The organism is Bradyrhizobium diversitatis, assembly GCF_016031635.1.
GTDB lineage: Bacteria > Pseudomonadota > Alphaproteobacteria > Rhizobiales > Xanthobacteraceae > Bradyrhizobium > Bradyrhizobium diversitatis.
In genome coordinates this window covers 171,990-190,199 of sequence record NZ_JACEGD010000006.1, presented here as the reverse complement: position 1 = coordinate 190,199, position 18,210 = coordinate 171,990, and the positions used below count along the sequence as shown (strand labels likewise).

Below are 18,210 nucleotides of genomic sequence, written 5' to 3'. Positions count from 1 at the left end.
CTGTCAAACAGCATCGCTCTCCACGATCTCGCCCGCGTCGAGCAGCGCCTTGATCCGTGCCCGGTAAGTGTCGAGCGGCCCGTCCAGCAGGACAACAAGGAGATCGCCCTCGAAACGGACCCGCCAATGCAGATTTCCGGCATTCCAGCCCAGCTTCAGCGCGGCAGCCTGGTTGATGGGCTTCAATCGCCAGCATTCCTGCTCGCCGAAGCGGACAATGATGGCGCGATCATGTGCGAGAAACAGCAGTGCCCCGTCGACCAGGTCCTCGTCTCGGTCCAGGCTGACGGCGCAATCGGTACCGCGATCGGTCGTCAAGCGAAAGCGCTTGCGGCCGACGTCGGACGGCGGCACGAACAGGAGTTCGATCCCGCCATGATGCTCGACGTGGTGGAGACGGCCTGCATAGGCCGCGTCGTCGCATCGTCCGATGATGCCGTGAAGCCGTAACGTCACGATACCCTCCCGCAAATGACAGATGGACCCGCCTCACCGCATCGTTGCCGACACCTCCCTCGAGGTCACCAAAGTGACCTCGCCATCCAGGATGGGCTTGGCAATTCCGAAGAAGGTCGCGACGACCGCCGAGCTGTTGTGGCGATCCATCGCGGCCTTGTCGGCAAATCGCTCATACGTCGTGAACACACACGGGTCCTCCTCGCTCTGCGAGATGAAGAATCCGATCGTATCAGGCTCGTTGGCCGCGACATTTTCGGCGACGGCCATCAACGCGTCGCGCATCGTGGTCTCATGCCCGGACTTTGCCCTGATGACAGCGGTGATGGTGATCATCAGAATTTCTTCCAATCACCGTCGGCTTCGAAGGCGCTCGCCGCCTGGTAGATGGTCGCCTCGTTATAGTCCTTGGCGATCAGCATCAGGCCGACCGGAAGGCCGTCCGACAAGCCGCAGGGAATGGTCATCGCGGGATGACCGGTTACGTCAAACGGACTGGTCGTGGCCGTCATTTCAAAGGCACGTTGGACAATCTCGGCGAGCGGCGCATCCTTGGCCGGGATCGGCGTGGCGACACAGGGCAAGGTCGGCATCAGCAGCAGATCGTAAGAGCCGAATACCGCATCATAGGCCGCCTTGGCAGCGATCGCGATGTTGCGTGACTTGGCATAGTAACGACCGCGATAGTGGCTGACGCCCCACTGCCCGACCAGCATTGTGAGCTTGAGCGTTTCCGACAGGTCGTCGGCACGGCTACGCCAACCGGAATGGGCGTCGAGCAGGCCCACGTCATAGAGGCCCTTCCAGTTGAAGCCCATGCCGTTGCCGATCATCATCTGGACCAGGAATCCTTCCAGCGTGATCGGGTTCCAGGCCGCGAGTGCATGAAGATGTTCAGGAATCGAAACTTCCGACACGCTGGCGCCGAGCTTTGCGAAACGCTCTGCGCCGGCCTTCACCTTGGACGCAACGCCTTCCTGCATGTTCGCAACGGCAAATCCCTCCTTGAGGATGCCGATCTTCATGCCCTTGACGCCCTTGCGGAGCATCTCGGTGTAGCTCGTGACCTTCGGCGCATATTGGCGCGGATCTAGCCCGTCGGCGCCGGCCAGCACCTCCAGCAACAGCGCGTTGTCGGCGACGTTGGCCGTCATCGGGCCGGTGTGGTCGATGGTCGATTCGATCGGCATCACGCCCGTATACGGCACGAGCCCGTGCGTCGCCTTCATGCCGTAGATGCCACAATAGGATGCCGGGATCCGGATCGAGCCGCCTTGATCGCCGCCGATCGCCATGTCGACCTCGCCGGCTGCGACCAGCGCGGCGCTTCCCGACGAGGAGCCACCGGCCGAATACCCCATCTTGAGGGGATTGTGAACCGGTGCAGGATTGGAGGTGTGGCTGCCGCCGGACAGGCAGAAATGCTCGCACACGGCCTTGCCGACGATGGTGCCGCCGGCATCGAGTATGCGGGTCACGATCGTTGCGTCGGCGGCGGGAATGAAGCCCTCGAGCGTGGTCGAGCCGTTCATCATGGGGACGCCGGCCAAGGCGACGTTGTCCTTCAGCACGATGGTACGACCCGCGAGCTTGCCGGTGGCTGCGCCCTTGACCTCGGTCTTGATCGCCCACGCGCCGTACTTGTTGTCCTTCGGCATCGGCTTGGAGCCCGGCATGCGCGGATATTTGACCGGCGGCAGCGGGTTCGGCAACTCGTCGATGACGTCGTAGGCGTCGAACATCCCGCCCATGAGGGCAAGATAGCTTCCGGCTTCTTCGACCGTCATGTTCATGTGCAGGCTCGCGGCGAGCTCGGCGACATCTTCGGCAGTCGGGCGTTTGATAGACATAAGTCATCCTTTCTTGTGAGGACAAGCCGGCAGCAAGACAACCAGCGATCGTAACGACGGGCGCAGCGGCGCCGGAGATTGAACCTAGTTTGGATGCATCGCGCCGTCCCGAGCCAGAAGGCTTTCTCGGTCGAGCTCCCCGGTGATGCGCCCTTTTTGGATATTGAGAATTCGGTCCGACAGTGAGGTGATGAACTCGAGGTTCTGCTCGACGACGATCAGCGACATGTTCCACTGCTTCTTCAGTGCGAGCAGCGTCTCGACGATCTCTTCGATGATCGATGGCTGGATACCCTCGGTCGGCTCGTCCAGCAGGATCAGTCGGGGTTTCGTGCAGAGACAGCGCGCCAATGCCAGCAATTGCTGTTCACCGCCCGACAGGGCCCCACCGCGTCGGTCGAGCAGTCGCACCAGGCGCGGAAAGTCCTGAAGCACCGCGTCGATGACCGATCGGTCCTCCTTCGGCGCCGCCGCCAGGCCCATTCGCAGGTTCTCAAGGACGCTCAGGTCGGGAAATATCTCTCGTCCTTGCGGCACAAGCCCAATGCCAAGCCTCGACCGCTCGTGCGGCTTGAGATGGGTGATCGGCTTGCCGGCGAACGTGACGGTGCCCCCCGTCGTTGGCAAATGCCCCATCAGCGCACGCAGCGTCGTGGTCTTGCCCATACCGTTGTGGCCGAGAATACCGAGATACTCGCCATCCTGAACCGTCATGTCGAGACCAAACAGGATTGGGATGCGGCCGTAGCCCGATCGTAGATCCCGGACCTCGAGAAGCGCGCTCATGCCGCCACCTTCTTGCCGAGATAGACGTCGCGCACGCGCTGATCCGCCAAGACCTTGTCCACGGTGTCTTCGACCAGCACCCGCCCCTGATGAAAGACCGTCACCTTCTTTGCGATCTGCTTGATGAACTCCATGTCGTGCTCGACGACGATGATGGCGCGGGTCTGGTTGATCTCGCGGATGATGGCGGCTGTGTGCAGTGTCTCCTCGTCGGTCATCCCTGCGGCCGGCTCATCGAGCAGGATCAATTCCGGCTCAGCCGCAAGCACCACGCCGATTTCGACCCATTGTCGTTGGCCGTGTGACAGCGTCGCCACGATGCGATCGGCATGATCCGTCAACCGGATCATCTGCAATACCGCATCGACCGCGGGCCCCTGGGCGCGCGGCGTCGCTTTCCGCCGAACGGCGAGCCAGATGTTCTCTCGCACCGAGAGGCCGTTGAAGACGTTCGGCACCTGGGTCTTGATGCCAATTCCCATGCGGGCGATCTCGTACGACAGCTTGCCGGCGATCGGCTGACCGCGAAACGCAATCGCACCCGACGTCGGCACAAGCTGTCCAGTCAGCGTCTTGAAGAAAGTGCTCTTGCCGGCGCCATTGGGCCCGATCAGGCAGCGCAGCTCCATCTCTTCCAAAGTGAAGGTGATGTCGTCATTGGCCACGACACCACCAAAACGCATCGTGAGGTGCTCGGCCTTGAGGAGGGGTACGAGGTCCGCCATGGTCATTCGGCTCCGGCCATGTGGGACGCCGCCACCGACGGCGTTAACTGCTCGTCTGCGAGTTGCGCCTTCGGTTTCGGTGCGGGCACGAGCCGCATCAGCAGGTCGCGCGCCGTCGGCACCAGTCCCTTCGGAAGCAGCAGCACGAAGACGACCAGCACGGCGCCGAGCACGAGGTTGGAATTCAGAGCCTGCTGCGAGCCGATATAGGCGACGATGTATTCGATGAGCACGCAGCCAACAATGGGACCCAGCAAAGTGCCCAACCCGCCCACCGTGATCCAGATGATGATCTCCGCCGACAACGAGAGGCTGAAGATGGTCGGCCCGACGAACGCGCCCCAGTTCACGTAGAGCGCACCGGCAAGGCCCGCAATCGCGCCGCTCAGAACGAAAGTGAGCAGCTTGACTTTCCGCGGGTCGTAACCGAGCAGCGAGGCACGTACCTCGTTCTCGCGCACCGCCACGATGACACGTCCAGCCGGTAGAGACAGCAGCAAACGGAGAAGCAGAAATGTCCCGAGCAAGGTCCCACCCGTCACCCACCAGGATTGTTCGGGCGACAGGATTTGGTCCGGATAGAATGGAACGTTGAAAGTCGGCACCGCCGGAATGCCATTGAAGCCGCCGAGCAATGCCTTGCCAATCCTGTACTCGTCGCCCGAGGTCGAGTTGACGCAGTTGAACAGGATCAGAGTCACGGTGAGCGTGATCACACCGAGATAGACGTCGGAGATACGGCCGAAGAAGATGAAGTAGCCGAGGATCGCGGCGAACAACGAGGGAATGATAATGGCAAGCAGGATCGAGGGCGTGGAATCCTGAAAATTGATCGCTGATATCGCGTAGGCATAGCCGCCGAGGCCGAAGAAAGCCGTCTGTCCGAAGGACAGGATGCCGCCAAAGCCCCAGATGAAGGCGAGGCTGAGCGCCAGCACCGCCATTGCCGCGAACAACGTCAACTGCATCATTGCGAACAGCTCGATGACGCTCGGGATCAGCACGATCGCGATGATCGCGATGAGGACGGCAACCGCCTGAGCCACAAGGCGAAAGCGGATGGTCATTACAGATTCCCCTTGAAGAAGCGGCCGGAAATTCCCTGCGGCAGCAGGCGGATCAGCACGATTGCCGCCGTGAACACCAGGACCTCGCCATAGACCGGCGTGGTGAAGAAGGCGCCGACCTGATTGACAGCACCGAACAGGCTCGCCGCCGACATCGTCCCCGACAGAATGGCGGCGCCTCCCCCGACGACGGTCATGAAGGCCTTGGCGACGTAGGCGCCGCCCATGCCGGGCGTGATGCCCGAAACCGGAGCCAGCAGGCCTCCGGCGAGACCTGTGATGGCCGCTCCGACCGCGAACGTGCTCATGTAGACCCGCGCCGGATTGACGCCCAGCGTGGCCGCCATCGCCGGGTTCTGCATCGTTGCGCGGGCGATCAGGCCGAAGCGGGTGTAGCTCATCACGCCGTAGACCACGGCCATCATGACCACCGCCATTCCGGCCAGGAACAGCGTGTAATAGCTCGACTGATACGAACCGATGGAGAAGCCGCCGAGAGGAGTCGGCACACCCTGCTGCGTGTTGCCGTAGATCGTAGTGACGATCCCGATGATGAGAAGGCTTAACCCCCAGGTCGCGAGCATCGAATCGACGAGGCGACCGTAGAGAAAGCGAATAAGGCACCGCTCGATGACCAGACCGACGAGACCGACGAAGAGCGGAGCAACGACCAGCATCGCGATCCAGATATTCACGCCTGCATTGGCCGATATGACAGTCGCATACGCGCCGAGCATGATGAACTCGCCATGGGCGAGATTGATGATCTTCATCATGCCGAAGATGATCGCCAGTCCGAGGCACAACAGGAACAGCGACGATATCCCATTCAGGACGTCGAGCGCGACGATGAGGTAGATCGCCATTCTTGGATTCTTTCGGTCCCCTCGAAGTCACGGGCCCCGCCGGTGGCGAGGCCCGGCTAACATCAAAGATTGATGATGTACTGCTTGGTGTCGTTCGGATTCTTGACGAGATCGCAGACACTGGCAGTATCGGCCGGCTTGACGTCGGAGTAACTCTCCAGCACCGACCACTTGCGGTCCTTCACCTCCGCGAGAAACGCATTGCGGGTGGTGTGATGGGTCGGCTTGTCCAACGCAACCTTGCCGCTCGGGCCATCGAAAGCGATGCCGTCCTCCAGCGCGGCAATCACCTTCATGCGATCGATGCTGGCGGCTTTCTTCACGCCGGCGGCCCAAAGCATGACGCCCTCATAGGTGCAGGCAGCCAGCTCGCTGACATAGGGTGAGTCGGGATGGGCCTTCTTGATCTTCTCGACGAAGCTCTTCGAGGCCGGCGTGGTAAGCTCCTCGAAGTAGCCGTAGGCGCCGAGAATGGAATCGCTTTCGGCCGCATCGAGTGTGGTCGGCTCGTTGACGAGACCGAAAGTGGTCGACGCGATCGGAATCTTGCCCTTCATGCCGGCCGAGGTCCATTGCCGGTAGAAGGCCGTATGATTGCCGCCGACCAGTGCCGACAGGATAAGGTCGGGCTTTGCTGCCTGAATCTTCGAGATCGTCGTACCGAAATTGGTAACGTCGAGCGGGAAGAAGTCGGTCGCCAGCACCTCGCCGCCATTGTCCTTGACGTACTTCGTCATCCACTTCGCGGTGATCTGACCGTAATTATAGTCGGCGGCAATGATGTAGGCCTTCTTGCCGGCCTTCTTCATCGCGCTCGGCACCAGCTTTTCCACGGTCTGCGCGGGCGTGGTACCGGTGCAGAAGGTGTTACGATCGCAGACGCCTCCCTCGTAGAGGACGTTGTAGAAGTACAGCACCTTGAAGCGATCGAAGGTCGGACGCACCGCCTCGCGCGAGGCCGAAGTGATGCCGCCATGAACGACATCCACCTTGTCTTTCACCGCAAGTTGCTGCGCGAATTGCGAGTACATCTGAATGTTCGACTGCGTGTCGTAGTGGATGACTTTCAACGGGCGTCCCAACAATCCCCCGCCGGCGTTGATCTCATCCACGGCAAGCTGGAGCGCGTAGACCATGGGCGTGCCGGACGCTGCGATCGGACCAGACTGGTCATGAAGGCTGCCGACGACGATCGGGTTTTCGGCGCCAAAGGCGCCGGAGCGGAAGACTGCAGGTGCAGCAATCAACGTCGTCGTTGCAATTGCTGAGCGCTGCAGGAAGCGACGGCGGGAGAAAGTCATAGATGTCCCCTCGATCTTTGAGATGGAAAATATTACTAATACAATATTTGAAAAGGCAAGCTCTTTTATCGCCGCGCGATGATGGAGAAATCGTACCCGTCGAGCTGAGCCAGATAGATCGGATGGCGGCCGCCGACCACCGATTGCGCCAGGTCGCCTCGTGCCGTGCGTCGCTGGAACGTCCTTCCGTACAGGCGCGTCAACTTGCGCGCGTCGAGACTGGCGGCCTCCTCGATCAAGGAGGCGAGCGAGTAGATGCCTTCATAGCAGGACTCACCAAAGGCATTCACGGGAGGCGGACTATCGCCGTACGCCGTATGATAACGCTCCAGAAACGCGCCATTGTTACGTGAGCGGATCGACCCGTAGTAGCTCGAAGCGGCGTAGAGATTCTCGGTTTCATCTGCGTTGAGGCCGTATGCCACGGTCTCGTCGATCGCCGAGGAAAACCGCAGCGTGCGCGAACTCAACCCGGCCGCACAGAAGGCGCGATTGAATGCGATGCAATCAGAGCCCAGGAAATACGGAAGAACGACGTCCGAGCGCGTTGCCTTGATCCGGTCCAGCACCTCGTCAAAGTCGTGCTGGCCGACCGGCAGATAGTATTCACCCGTCACGGTGCCGCCGAAGCGGGCAATCAACCTGCGCGCAATCTGAAGGGATGAGCGCGGCCATACGTAGTCATTGCCGCAAAGAAAATATCGGCGCGCACGCCTCGTTTCCGAAAGCCATTGAATTGCGGGAGAAAGCAGCTCTTCTGCGGTCTCACCGGTCGCCATGACGTCCAGCGTCGATGAGCGGCCTTCGAACTGCGGCGTATATATGAACGGAACGCGACCACGGGCCGCGCGCGCCACGAAATCGCGCGCGAAGCTCGGCAACATTCCGACGATGCCGTCGACACGATCGATGTCAATTGCATCGCGCGCGGCCCATCCCGCACTTGGGCCGGTTTCTCCGGCGTTTACGACGTGCAATTCGACGGGACGGCGAAGGACACCGGACATGGCGTTAATCTCGTCGACGGCCAAGCGTCCGCACGCCTCGGCTGACGGGGCCCAAAGCCCCGCGGCGCCGCTCTGCGGGATGAGCAGACATATCCGGACGCTACGCAACGATGGTGTCTCCGCACTTTCCGTGCACAGAACACTCACGAATCGTGCCAACGGCAATCCTGTGCCGCTACGGCCCGTTTGACGACGAGAACACTCGATCCTGAAGGGAACATGCCCTTTTTCACGGCGCCAGCCGATGCATTCGCTCCTTCCCTAGGCAGTCGCGCGCAAACCTGCTTTTCGCTTGCTCCTCATTACGTTCCAATGCAAATATTGAAATATCAAATAATTCGCTAAGGGTGCAACGTGGACCTCCCCGAACTCATCCGAGGTGTGAATCGCCGGCTTGAGCAGATGCTGGAAGCGAAGCTCAAGCCACGAAGCCTATCTCTTCACCAGTACCGCGTGCTCGAGGCGCTGACCGAAGCAAACGGGCTGCCGATGGGCGATCTGGCAACCCGCCTCTTGGTCGACGGTCCAACGCTCACAAAGATCATCGACAGAATGGTCGAGTCGGCGCAGGTCTATCGCGCTCCCGATCCACATGACCGGCGCAGGGTCCTGATTTTCCTCTCGCAGCGAGGGGCGGAGCAATTCAAGGACATCGGCCCAATCATCAAATCCATTCAACAGAACCTTTTGAACAGGCTGGGCGCATCAGATGCCACAGTCCTGACGGGCCTGCTCTCGGAGTTGCTTAGCGACCGTGCCTCCGCGCATTCATACCCGGTTCGCGGACAAGAATCACTGATCCACGATTGATGGCCTTCGCCCGCGGGCTACTTCGTACGCCGGCGCACTCCGACAAGACAGTCATCGACGAGCTCGCGAGAGGTAGCACGGAACTTGCATAAATTCTGGGCGACATGGACGCCGCATGAATCTCATCAGTCTCGACATCCGCATGCTCCGGTCGCTGATCTCGGTGGTCGAAACCGGCAGCATCACCGAGACCGCGCGACGGCTTGGCCGCACCCAGCCTGCGATCACCCTTCAATTGCAGCGGCTGGAGGAGCTGACCGGCAAGCAGCTGTTCGAGCATGGCGGCCGCAGGTTGACGCTGACCGACGACGGCACCACCGTCCTCACCTACGCCAAGTCCATCCTGAGGTTGCATGACGAGCTGATTTCGCAGCTGGCGTCACAGGAGATCGAGGGCCAGGTCGTGCTCGGCACGCCCGATCTCTACGCCGCGTTCATGCTGCCGCAGATCCTCAGCGTGTTCCGGAAATCCTTTCCGCGCGTGCAGGTGGAGCTCAACTGCGCGCTTTCGACGCCGCTGGTCGGCCTCGTCAAGCGCGGCGATGTCGACATCGCGCTCGTCACCCGCATGAACGATTTCACCGGCGGCCAAGTGGTTCGCCGAGAGCAACTGGTTTGGATGACCGGCGAACAATCCGCCGCGCATCAGGAACGTCCGATCCCGCTCGCGCTATTGCCGCCGGGCAACATCTATCGCGACTACGCCATCGATACGCTGGAACGCGCAAACCTGCGCTGGCGCATCGCCTGTGTCAGCGAAAGCGTCGGCGGCCTTCAGGCCGCGGCCTTCGCGGGCATGGCGGTTACCGTGCTCGGGCGCAGCGCGCTGGTGCCGGCGATGCGCGAGATCGGGCCGAACGAAGGCCTTCCACCGCTGCCGAAGATCGAGCTGCTGCTCTACAAGTCGAGCGGCGCGAACTCGAAGGCAGCAACCGCCCTGCACGACTACCTCGCGCACTATCTGCGCCTGGACGAAGAGCTCAGCGGCAGGGGTATGCCGATCGAGCTGTCCTGAGACGGCAGGATTGCCAGCGTCCCGCGCTCTCCCACAAAAAGGTGGGGAAACAACCCCATGCACAGTAGACGGCGCTAGTCGGATCAAGGACTTACGCGGGTGACAAAGAGGCCATGCGCTGGCGGCGGCGTAGCTTGACATGTCGGGCAAAACAGCAGCAGGATCCCACCATGGCCCGTCACGCCTTGGTACGTGCTCGGTCCGATTCACGTAAAACCAGCGGCGGCCAGAACTTGGCCCAGGGTTGCGCCTGCTCGAAGGCGGCAGCGATGCGGAAGATCGTGGGTTCGTCGAGCCAGGGCGCGACGATCTGGAGACCGACCGGCAGGCCGTCGCGGTCGAAACCGCAGGGCAACGTCGCCGCCGGCAGGCCGGCAAGGTTGATCGGCCAGGTGAAGGGCGACCAGCCGAGATGCGGGTCGACCTCGCGGCCGTCGATCGTATCGACGCCGATCCGCCCGGCCTCGAACGCGGTCACCGCGACCGTCGGCGTCACCAGCGCATCGACACGCTCGAACAGCTTTACGAACGCATTGCGCGCCTGGCCCCGGCGGTAGCCGGCCTCGATGTACTCCGTGCCGCTGAAACGCCGGCCGGCCGTGACGACATCACGGTAGTCGGTCTCCGAGCTTGCGAGATCGGCAGCGGTCCTGGTTGCCACCGCCGCCGCCTGCTCGGTGAAGGCAATCGGCTTCAGCGTGTGCTCCAGAATGCCGGGATCGAGGCCAGGGCCGTCCAGGGTGATCTGCGCGCCGCAGCCGTCGAGAACGGCCAGCGCTTTGCTGAACGCGGCCCGCACATCGGGGCTGACAGCGGCGTAGCCGAGATCGGCGCTGGCGCCGATGCGAATGCCGTTCAACGGCGCCGCGCTGGTGTCGAAGCGGCGTGGCGACACCGGCAGGCTCGCGGGGTCGCGCAGATCGTAAGCAGCGATGGTCTCCAAGGTGAGCGCGGCATCCGCGACGGTGCGCGTGATCGGCCCGGTATGGGCGAGCGAAGCCCAGGACGGCGGCGAGAAGCCCGGCGAGCGCGGCACCAGGCCGAAGGTTGGCTTCAGTCCGAACACGCCACAGAAGGACGACGGCACGCGGATCGAGCCGACGCCATCGGTGCCGATCGCGATCGGCCCGCAGCCGGCGGCAACACCGGCTGCTGCGCCGCCGCTCGACCCGCCGCTGGTGCGGCCGGGATTCCAGGGATTCCGCGTCGTGCCGGTGACCGGGCTGTCGGCCGTCAATTTGTAGCCGGACTCGCAGGTGGTGGTCTTGCAGGTGATGATCGCGCCGGACGCCTTCAGCGCCGAGACCACGGCGGCATCGACGTTGGGCACGAACGCCTTGTTCATCGGCGAGCCGGCATAGGCCGGCACGTCCGCGACGAAGACGAGATCCTTGATCGTAACTGGCACGCCGGCAAGTGGCCCCTTGGCCTCGCCCGCACTCATCTCCCTGGTGAGCCGGTCGGCCTCGGCCCTCGCCTGCTCGTACATCGGCGTCACCACCGCATTGCAGGCCTCGTTCGTCGCCTGAAGCGCAGCAATGGTGTCGTCGACCACATCGCGCGGGGTGAACGCCTTGCGTCGGTAGCCGGCCACGATCTCGGCAACAGAGAGCGCACCAAGGCCAGTCGGCGCCGGCGGGAAGGCCGTTCGGCCGGAACCATCAGTCATCATCAATCCCAAAGAATTAGCTGAGCGCCGCGTCGACGGCGCGCTTGGCCATGACCGTGACGAGATGCGCCCGGTAATCGGCTTCGGCATGAATGTCGGAGGTCAGACCGTCCGTATCGATCTTGATCGCCGCGATGGCCGAGGGATCGAAATTGGACGACAGCGCGGCCTCCATCGGCGGCACGCGAAAAACGCCTGGACCGGCGCCGGTCACGGCGACGCGGACACCTTCGGCGAATTTGGCGACGAACACGCCGACCAGCGCATAGCGGGAGGCCGGCGCCTTGAACTTGGTGTAGCCGGCCTTCAACGGCACCGGAAAACGGATCGCCGTGATGATCTCGCCGGGCCCGAGCGCGGTTTCGAAGAGGCCGAGGAAGAACTTGTCGGCCGCGATCTCGCGCGCGCTGGTGATGATGGTGGCGCCGAGTCCGAGCACGCCGGCGGGATAGTCAGCCGCGGGATCGTTGTTGGCGACCGAGCCGCCGATGGTGCCGCGGCTGCGCACCGCGGGATCGCCTATCATCGAGGCCAGCGCGGCGAGCCCCGGGATTTTCGTCTGGACCAGCTTGGAGGCGGCGACCACCGCATGCGGAGTCATTGCGCCAATCGTGATCGTCGCGCCGCCATCGGTGATGCCCTTCAGCGACCCGAGCTTCGACAGATCAACCAGCGCAGGCGGATTGGCCAGCCGCTGCTTCAGCGTCGGAATCAGCGTCATGCCGCCGGCAACGAGTTTGCTGTCCTCGATCGAGGTCAGGAGCTTGGCCGCATCGGGAATCTGGTCAGGCTGGTGATAGGCAAACGGCTTCATTGTCATCCTCCCTATTCCGCGGCGACCGGCAGCGACGCGTTCTGCAACAGGCGCCAGATCCGGTTCGGCGTGGCCGGCATGTCGACATGGGTGACGCCGAGATGCGAGAGCGCGTCGACGACCGCGTTGATGACCGCCGCCGGCGATCCGATAGTGCCGACCTCACCGCAACCCTTCACGCCCATCGGCGTATGCGTGCACAGGGTGGAATGGGTCTCCACCTTCATCATCGGCAGATGATCGGCGCGCGGCATGCAGTAGTCCATCAGCGAGCCTGACAGCAATTGCCCTGATCCTTCGTCATAGACGGCGTTCTCGAACAGCGCCTGGCCGACGCCCTGCACGATGCCGCCGTGCAACTGCCCCTCGACGATCATCGGATTGATCACCGTGCCGACATCGTCGACTGCGGTGTAGTTGACCAGCGTGACCGTGCCCGTCTCTGGATCGACCTCGACCTCGGCGATGTGGCAGCCGCCGGGATAGGTGAAGTTGACGGGATCGTAGTAGGCCTGCTCCTCCAGCCCCGGCTCCAGCACTTCCAGCGGATAATTGTGCGGCACATAGGCAGCGCCAGCGATCTCCTCGAAGGTCTTGCTGCGGTCCGTGCCCGCCACCGAGAACTTTCCTGCCTCGAACTGGATATCGACCTCGGCCGCCTCGAGCAGATGGGACGCGATCTTCTTGCCCTTGGCGATCACCTTGTCGGTCGCCTTCGACAACGCGGCGCCGCCGACCACGAGGGAGCGCGAGCCATAGGTGCCCATGCCGAACTGCACCCGATCGGTGTCGCCGAACACGATGTCGACATTCTCGAAGGCGACGCCGAGTTTTTCCGAGACGATCTGCGCAAAGGTCGTCTCGTGGCCCTGGCCGTGATTGTGGGTGCCGATCATGACCGTGACCTGGCCCGTCGGATGCACGCGCACCGTGGCGCTCTCGTAGAGGCCGCCGCGCGCGCCGAGCCTCCCCGCGAAGCGCGACGGCGCAAGGCCGCAGGCCTCGACATAAGTTGAGTAACCGAGCCCGCGGAACTTGCCCTTGCTGGCGGAAGCCGCCTTGCGGATGCCGAAATTCTTGACGTCGGCGGCAACCAGCGCGCCGTCGAGGCAGCCCATGGGATCGCCGGAATCGTACTGCACCAATACCGGCGTCTGGTAGGGATAGGCCTCCTTCGGGATCATGTTGCGGCGGCGGATCTCGACACGGTCGATCCCCATCTCGCTGGCTGCGACATCGACGATGCGCTCCAGCACGAACGTCGCCTCTGGCCGTCCCGCACCCCGATAAGCATCAACCGGCACGGTGTTGGTGAAGACCACCTTCACGTTACAGTAGATCGCGGGCGTGGTGTAGACGCCGCCAAGAAGCGGCCCGTAGAGATTGGTCGGGATGTTGGGCCCGAAGGTCGAGAGATAGCCGCCCATATTGGCGAGCGTGTTGACGCGGAAGGCGAGGAATTTTCCGGTCTCGTCGAGCGCGAGCTCGGCCTCCGTGACATGGTCGCGGCCGTGACGGTCGGAAACATAGCCCTCCGAGCGGCTCGCCACCCATTTCACCGGCCGCCTGACGCGCTTCGCAGCCCAGGTGATCACGGCCTCCTCGCCGTAGTGGAACTGCTTGACACCGAACCCGCCGCCGACATCGGGCGCCACCACCCGCAGCTTGTGCTGCGGGATGTTCAGCACCAACGCGCCCATCAGGAAGCGCACGACGTGCGGGAACTGGCTCGTGGTCCACAGCGTGAAGCGATCGGTGCCCGGCTCGTATTCGGCGATCGCCGCGCGCGGTTCCATGGGGTTGCCGATCAGGCGGTTATTGACCAGGCTGAGCTTGGCAACATGCGCAGCCTTCCTGAACGCGGTCTCGACCGCGGCCTTGTCGCCGAGCTCCCAGTCGCAACAGATGTTGTTCGGAACATCGTCGAAAAGCTGCGGCGCATTCGGCCTGACAGCTTCCAGCAGGCCGACCACTGAGGGCAACACCTCGTAGTCGATCTTCAACAGCTCGGCCCCGACATTCGCTTGCTCCGGCGTCTCGGCGACGACGAAGGCCACCATGTCGCCGACGAAGCGCACCTTGCCCTGCGCCAGCATCGGGAACGGCGGCTCCTTCATCGGAACGCCCTTGGCATCCGAGATGCCCCAACCGCAGGGCAACGAGCCGAGCCCATCGGCCTTGACGTCCTCGCCGGTCAGCACGGCGATGACCCCGGGCGCAGCCAGCGCCGCGCTCTTGTCGATGCCACGCAGCACCGCATGCCCGTGCGGCGAGCGCACGAACACGCCTGCGGCCATGCCGGGGCGCTTGATGTCGGAGACGTAATTGCCGCGGCCAGTGAGAAAGCGCTGGTCCTCTTTCCGCTTCGGCGCGGCGCCAATGCCGATCACATTGCCCATGGTCACTCTCCCTTGGCGGCGTTCATGGCGGCGGCGCCGGCCATCACGGAAACCACGATGTTCTGATAGCCGGTGCAGCGGCAGATGTTGCCTTCGAGGCCGTGACGGACGTCGGCCTCGGTCAAATCGGGCTTCTCGGCAGCCAGCGCTACCGCCGTCATCAGCATGCCCGGCGTACAGAAGCCGCATTGCAGGCCGTGATGCTCGCGAAACGCCTCCTGCATCGGATGCATCAGGTTCGAGCCCGGCGCGCCTTGCAGGCCTTCGATGGTCAGCAGCGTCGCGCCATCGAGCGCGGGCGCCAGCAGCGTGCAGCTCTTCACCGGCAGGCCGTCGAGATGCACCACGCAGGCGCCACATTGGCTGGTGTCACAGCCGATATGGGTGCCGGTCAGGTTGAGCTGCTCGCGCAGCAGCTCGGCGACGAGGGTCGCCGGTTCGACATCCACGGTGGTGGGGCGGCCGTTGAGTGTAAAGGATATCTGCACGGTCATGCTCCTGTGCGCGACGGGTCTTCAGGCGAGTGGCAACGCGCTGCCGGCGGCCCATGTGGCCATCACGACATCGCCTACGGCGAAGGGATCTGCGAAGAAGGTCTTTTCCGGCACGTAGGCGACGAACTCGTCGTCCGGCACCGTGTCGAGCATGACCTTGACGAAATAGCCCTGGTATTCGATCGCGAGCACGCGGCTCGGCAGCGAGGTTGTGCAACCCGGAGGCAAGTCTCTGCCGGGCCGGACCAGCGCGACGTCGTCGCGGCGCACCGCTATATCGACCTTGTCGCCGACGCTGACGGCCGAGCGTGGCCGCAGCGGCACCTCGATGCCATCAGGCGCTGCCTGCGCGAGCGTGAAGCTCGCGCCGTTGACCTTCTCGACGCGGCCCGACAACACGTTCTGACCGCCCATGAACTCGGCGACATAGCGATCGTGCGGATGCGCGTAGACGTCGCGCGCCGGGCCCGCCTGCTTGATCTTGCCCTGCTCCATCACGACGACGAGGTCGGCCAGCGCAATCGCCTCGAGCTGGGTATGGGTGACGTGGATGAAGGTGATGCCGAGCTCCTGCTGCATCCGCCGCAGCTCCTGGCGCATCTGGACGCGGAGCTGCTCGTCGAGCGCGGACAGCGGCTCGTCGAGCAGCAGCACGCGCGGCTCGGTGATCGCGGCCCGCGCCAGCGCCACACGCTGCTGCTGGCCGCCGGAAAGCTGGGCCGGCAAGCGGTCGGCAAATTGCGTCAGCCTGACCTTCTCAATCATGGCATCCGCCGCGCGCAGCCGATCGGACTTGGACTGGCCGCGCACGCGAAGCGCAAAGGCGATGTTCTCCCGCACGGTCAGATGCGGGAACAGCGCGTAAGACTGAAACATCATCGCGGTGCGCCGTTGTACCGGCGCAAGACCGACGACGTTCTGGCCGCCGATCACGATCTCGCCGGCGGTCGGGTCGTCATGGCCTGCGATCATGCGCAGGATCGTGGTCTTGCCACAACCGGACGGGCCGATGAAGCAGCAATAGGCGCCGTCCTCGATCTTCAGATTGACGCCATCGACCACGTAGGTCGCGCCGTCAAAGCTCTTGCAGACGCCCGCCAGTTCGATATCGCCGCGATCGCTCTTCATTCCTAACCCTTTGTCGCGCTGCCGCGCCTTTTCTGGATCAGCACGATGGTGCCGAGGCTCGCACCGATGACGACGAAGGAGACGATGGTGGTCACCGTGCCGAGCGCGTAGAGCGAGGGCGAGGTGACGTTCAGCGTCATGCTCCAGATTTCCAGCGGCAGCGTGTTCAGCGAGCCTGCCGTCTGCAGGCTGCGCGCAAACTCGTCGTAGGACAGCGTGAAGCCGAACAGCGCAACCGCGACGAGACCGGGCGCCAGCACCGGGATCATCACCATCCGGATCGACTGCCAACGGCTGGCGCCGAGATCGTACGCCGCCTCCTCCCAGACGTGGTTGAAGCGCGACATCACCGCGAACATCACGAGCACGCCGAACGGCAACGTCCAGGACAGCTGCGCGCCCAGTGCCGACGTGTACCAGCTCGCATTCAGCCCGAGCGCCTGGAACAAAAGTCCCGTCCCGAGACCGAGCACGAGGCCGGGCGCGACCAGGCTGCCGATCATCATGTAGAAGACAAAGGTGTCGCCGCGAAATCGCTTGCGAAAGCCGAGGCCGGCGAGGAACGACACCACCACAGTGATGATGGTGACGATGACCGCAAGCTTGATCGAGCGGTCGAAAGACCCCATGACGTCGCCGGTCCGCACCTGCGTGAAAAGATCGACGAACCAGTGCAGCGAATGACCCTTCATCGGAAACACAAGTCCGCCACGGATGTCCTGGAACGACAGGATGTAGATGCAGAACATCGGGCCGTAGAGCGCGATGACATAGAAGGCAAACAGCGTCGCCAGCACGTAGAACGTCCAGGGCCGGCCGCCCTTGCTCGGCGCGATCGCCTTGGTCGTCGCGGGCGCGACCGTCTTCGACACGTCGGACTTTGGCATGTCGGCGAGAACCGCGCTCATCGCGTGATCTCCTGCCGGATATCCACGGTGCGGAGGATCAGCGAGACGATCGCAACCAGCACGAGCGTCAGCAGCACGGCACTGGCCGCCGCGGTCGGATATTGCAGCACGCCGACGTCCTCGTAGAAGGCGCTGACCACCGACGCCGATCCGCCGCCGGACATCACCTTGACCACGAAGAAGTCGCCCATCACGATCGAGACCACGAAGATGGTGCCGAGCGCGATGCCGCTCCTGGACATCGGCACCACGACCAAGCGCATGATGTCGAAGCGGCTGGCGCCGGCGTCGATCGCGGCCTCGATCAGCTTCTTGTCGATCCGCGCCATGGAATTGAAGATCGGCACGATCATGAAGATCGTGAGCTGATGGACATAGGCGATCACCACCGCGAGATCGGAGAACAGCAGCACTTCCAGCGGCTGACGGATCACGCCCATTCCAAGCAGCGCCTGGTTGATCAGGCCTTCCTTGCCCAGGAGCGGAATCCAGGAAATCATCCGAATGATGTTCGAGGTCCAGAACGGCACTGTGCACAAGAGAAACAGGCCGATCGCGAGCAGCTGGTTGCGGACGTGGAACACCAGGAAGTAAGCGACGAAGAAGCCGATGACCAACGTGAAGATCCAGGTCAGGACCGTGAACTTGATCGTCGCCAGATACAGCTTCAGCGTCAGCGCCGAATGCAGGACCTCGACGTAGCTTGCCAGCGTGAAGCCCGGCGTCAGCCCGCCAAAGCCGTCGGTGGCGAAGAAGCTCGCCGCCAGCACCACCAGAATCGGCGCCACGAAGAACGGCACGAGCACCAGGACCAGCGGCGCGACATAGAGCCAGCCGGCGAGATTTGCGCGTGGCGGAGTTTGACTGGACTGCATAGCGGCAAACGCCTCGAGTCGGTCTTCTCGCACCGGCGCG

General features: G+C 63.2%; 18 protein-coding genes. 2 read left to right on the top strand and 16 right to left on the bottom strand.

Annotated elements, in window-relative coordinates; all coding sequences use genetic code 11:
• Positions 1 to 3: 3 nt before the first annotated feature.
• The 9 genes from ureE to H1B27_RS07565 all read right to left on the bottom strand — a co-directional run bounded on the left by ureE (position 4) and on the right by H1B27_RS07565 (position 8,166).
• Entirely contained in the window at positions 4 to 456 is a 453-nt protein-coding gene (gene ureE, locus H1B27_RS07605) for an urease accessory protein UreE (RefSeq protein ID WP_311976928.1), read from the bottom strand.
• A gap of 33 nt (positions 457 to 489) precedes the next feature.
• Positions 490 to 792: a putative quinol monooxygenase gene (locus tag H1B27_RS07600; protein WP_061882177.1), complete on the bottom strand. Its 303-nt coding sequence runs from the start codon at positions 790 to 792 to the stop codon at positions 490 to 492.
• Positions 792 to 2,306 carry an amidase gene (locus H1B27_RS07595; RefSeq protein WP_061882176.1) on the bottom strand — a complete coding sequence of 505 codons (1,515 nt, stop codon included), beginning with the start codon at positions 2,304 to 2,306 and terminating at the stop codon, positions 792 to 794. Before H1B27_RS07595 ends, H1B27_RS07600 begins: the two co-directional genes overlap by 1 nt.
• 84 nt (positions 2,307 to 2,390) lie before the next feature.
• Positions 2,391 to 3,092, bottom strand: coding sequence for an ABC transporter ATP-binding protein (locus H1B27_RS07590; protein WP_197965551.1), 702 nt, complete (start codon positions 3,090 to 3,092; stop codon positions 2,391 to 2,393).
• Positions 3,089 to 3,817, bottom strand: coding sequence for an ATP-binding cassette domain-containing protein (locus tag H1B27_RS07585; protein WP_197965640.1), 729 nt, complete (start codon positions 3,815 to 3,817; stop codon positions 3,089 to 3,091). The genes H1B27_RS07590 and H1B27_RS07585 overlap by 4 nt, the downstream gene beginning before the upstream one ends.
• A 2-nt stretch (positions 3,818 to 3,819) precedes the next feature.
• The gene (locus H1B27_RS07580) at positions 3,820 to 4,884 is read right to left on the bottom strand and encodes a branched-chain amino acid ABC transporter permease (protein ID WP_197965550.1); all 1,065 of its coding nucleotides are present in this window, start codon (positions 4,882 to 4,884) and stop codon (positions 3,820 to 3,822) included.
• Positions 4,884 to 5,750, bottom strand: a complete 867-nt coding sequence (locus H1B27_RS07575; protein WP_061020378.1) for a branched-chain amino acid ABC transporter permease — start codon at positions 5,748 to 5,750, stop codon at positions 4,884 to 4,886. The genes H1B27_RS07580 and H1B27_RS07575 overlap by 1 nt, the downstream gene beginning before the upstream one ends.
• 62 nt (positions 5,751 to 5,812) lie before the next feature.
• Entirely contained in the window at positions 5,813 to 7,051 is a 1,239-nt protein-coding gene (locus H1B27_RS07570; RefSeq protein WP_197965549.1) for an urea ABC transporter substrate-binding protein, read from the bottom strand.
• 65 nt (positions 7,052 to 7,116) lie between these two features.
• Positions 7,117 to 8,166: a substrate-binding domain-containing protein gene (locus tag H1B27_RS07565; RefSeq protein WP_197965548.1), complete on the bottom strand. Its 1,050-nt coding sequence runs from the start codon at positions 8,164 to 8,166 to the stop codon at positions 7,117 to 7,119.
• 246 nt (positions 8,167 to 8,412) lie between these two features.
• Between H1B27_RS07565 and H1B27_RS07560 the strand changes: the two genes are divergently transcribed.
• Positions 8,413 to 8,868, top strand: coding sequence for a MarR family winged helix-turn-helix transcriptional regulator (locus tag H1B27_RS07560; protein WP_197965547.1), 456 nt, complete (start codon positions 8,413 to 8,415; stop codon positions 8,866 to 8,868).
• A gap of 115 nt (positions 8,869 to 8,983) precedes the next feature.
• On the top strand, positions 8,984 to 9,883 hold the full coding sequence (locus H1B27_RS07555) for a LysR substrate-binding domain-containing protein (RefSeq protein ID WP_197965546.1): 900 nt from the start codon (positions 8,984 to 8,986) through the stop codon (positions 9,881 to 9,883).
• Between the two features lie 178 nt (positions 9,884 to 10,061).
• Here H1B27_RS07555 and H1B27_RS07550 read toward each other — a convergent pair whose 3' ends face one another.
• Genes H1B27_RS07550 through H1B27_RS07520 form a run of 7 tightly spaced genes read right to left on the bottom strand, consistent with a single transcriptional unit; the run spans position 10,062 to position 18,170 of the window.
• Positions 10,062 to 11,552, bottom strand: a complete 1,491-nt coding sequence (locus tag H1B27_RS07550; RefSeq protein WP_197965545.1) for an amidase — start codon at positions 11,550 to 11,552, stop codon at positions 10,062 to 10,064.
• A gap of 16 nt (positions 11,553 to 11,568) precedes the next feature.
• Positions 11,569 to 12,366 (bottom strand): FAD binding domain-containing protein, encoded by a 798-nt coding sequence (locus H1B27_RS07545; RefSeq protein ID WP_197965544.1) that lies wholly within the window; start codon positions 12,364 to 12,366, stop codon positions 11,569 to 11,571.
• Positions 12,367 to 12,377: 11 nt separating this feature from the next.
• On the bottom strand, positions 12,378 to 14,765 hold the full coding sequence (locus H1B27_RS07540) for a xanthine dehydrogenase family protein molybdopterin-binding subunit (protein WP_061882166.1): 2,388 nt from the start codon (positions 14,763 to 14,765) through the stop codon (positions 12,378 to 12,380).
• 2 nt (positions 14,766 to 14,767) lie between these two features.
• The gene (locus H1B27_RS07535) at positions 14,768 to 15,259 is read right to left on the bottom strand and encodes a (2Fe-2S)-binding protein (protein WP_197488783.1); all 492 of its coding nucleotides are present in this window, start codon (positions 15,257 to 15,259) and stop codon (positions 14,768 to 14,770) included.
• Between the two features lie 21 nt (positions 15,260 to 15,280).
• Positions 15,281 to 16,387: an ABC transporter ATP-binding protein gene (locus tag H1B27_RS07530; protein ID WP_061882165.1), complete on the bottom strand. Its 1,107-nt coding sequence runs from the start codon at positions 16,385 to 16,387 to the stop codon at positions 15,281 to 15,283.
• A 2-nt stretch (positions 16,388 to 16,389) separates the two neighbouring features.
• A complete protein-coding gene (locus H1B27_RS07525; RefSeq protein WP_061882164.1) occupies positions 16,390 to 17,295 on the bottom strand; it encodes an ABC transporter permease in 906 nt (301 codons plus the stop codon).
• A complete protein-coding gene (locus tag H1B27_RS07520; RefSeq protein WP_061882163.1) occupies positions 17,292 to 18,170 on the bottom strand; it encodes an ABC transporter permease in 879 nt (292 codons plus the stop codon). Before H1B27_RS07520 ends, H1B27_RS07525 begins: the two co-directional genes overlap by 4 nt.
• Positions 18,171 to 18,210 lie beyond the last annotated feature (40 nt).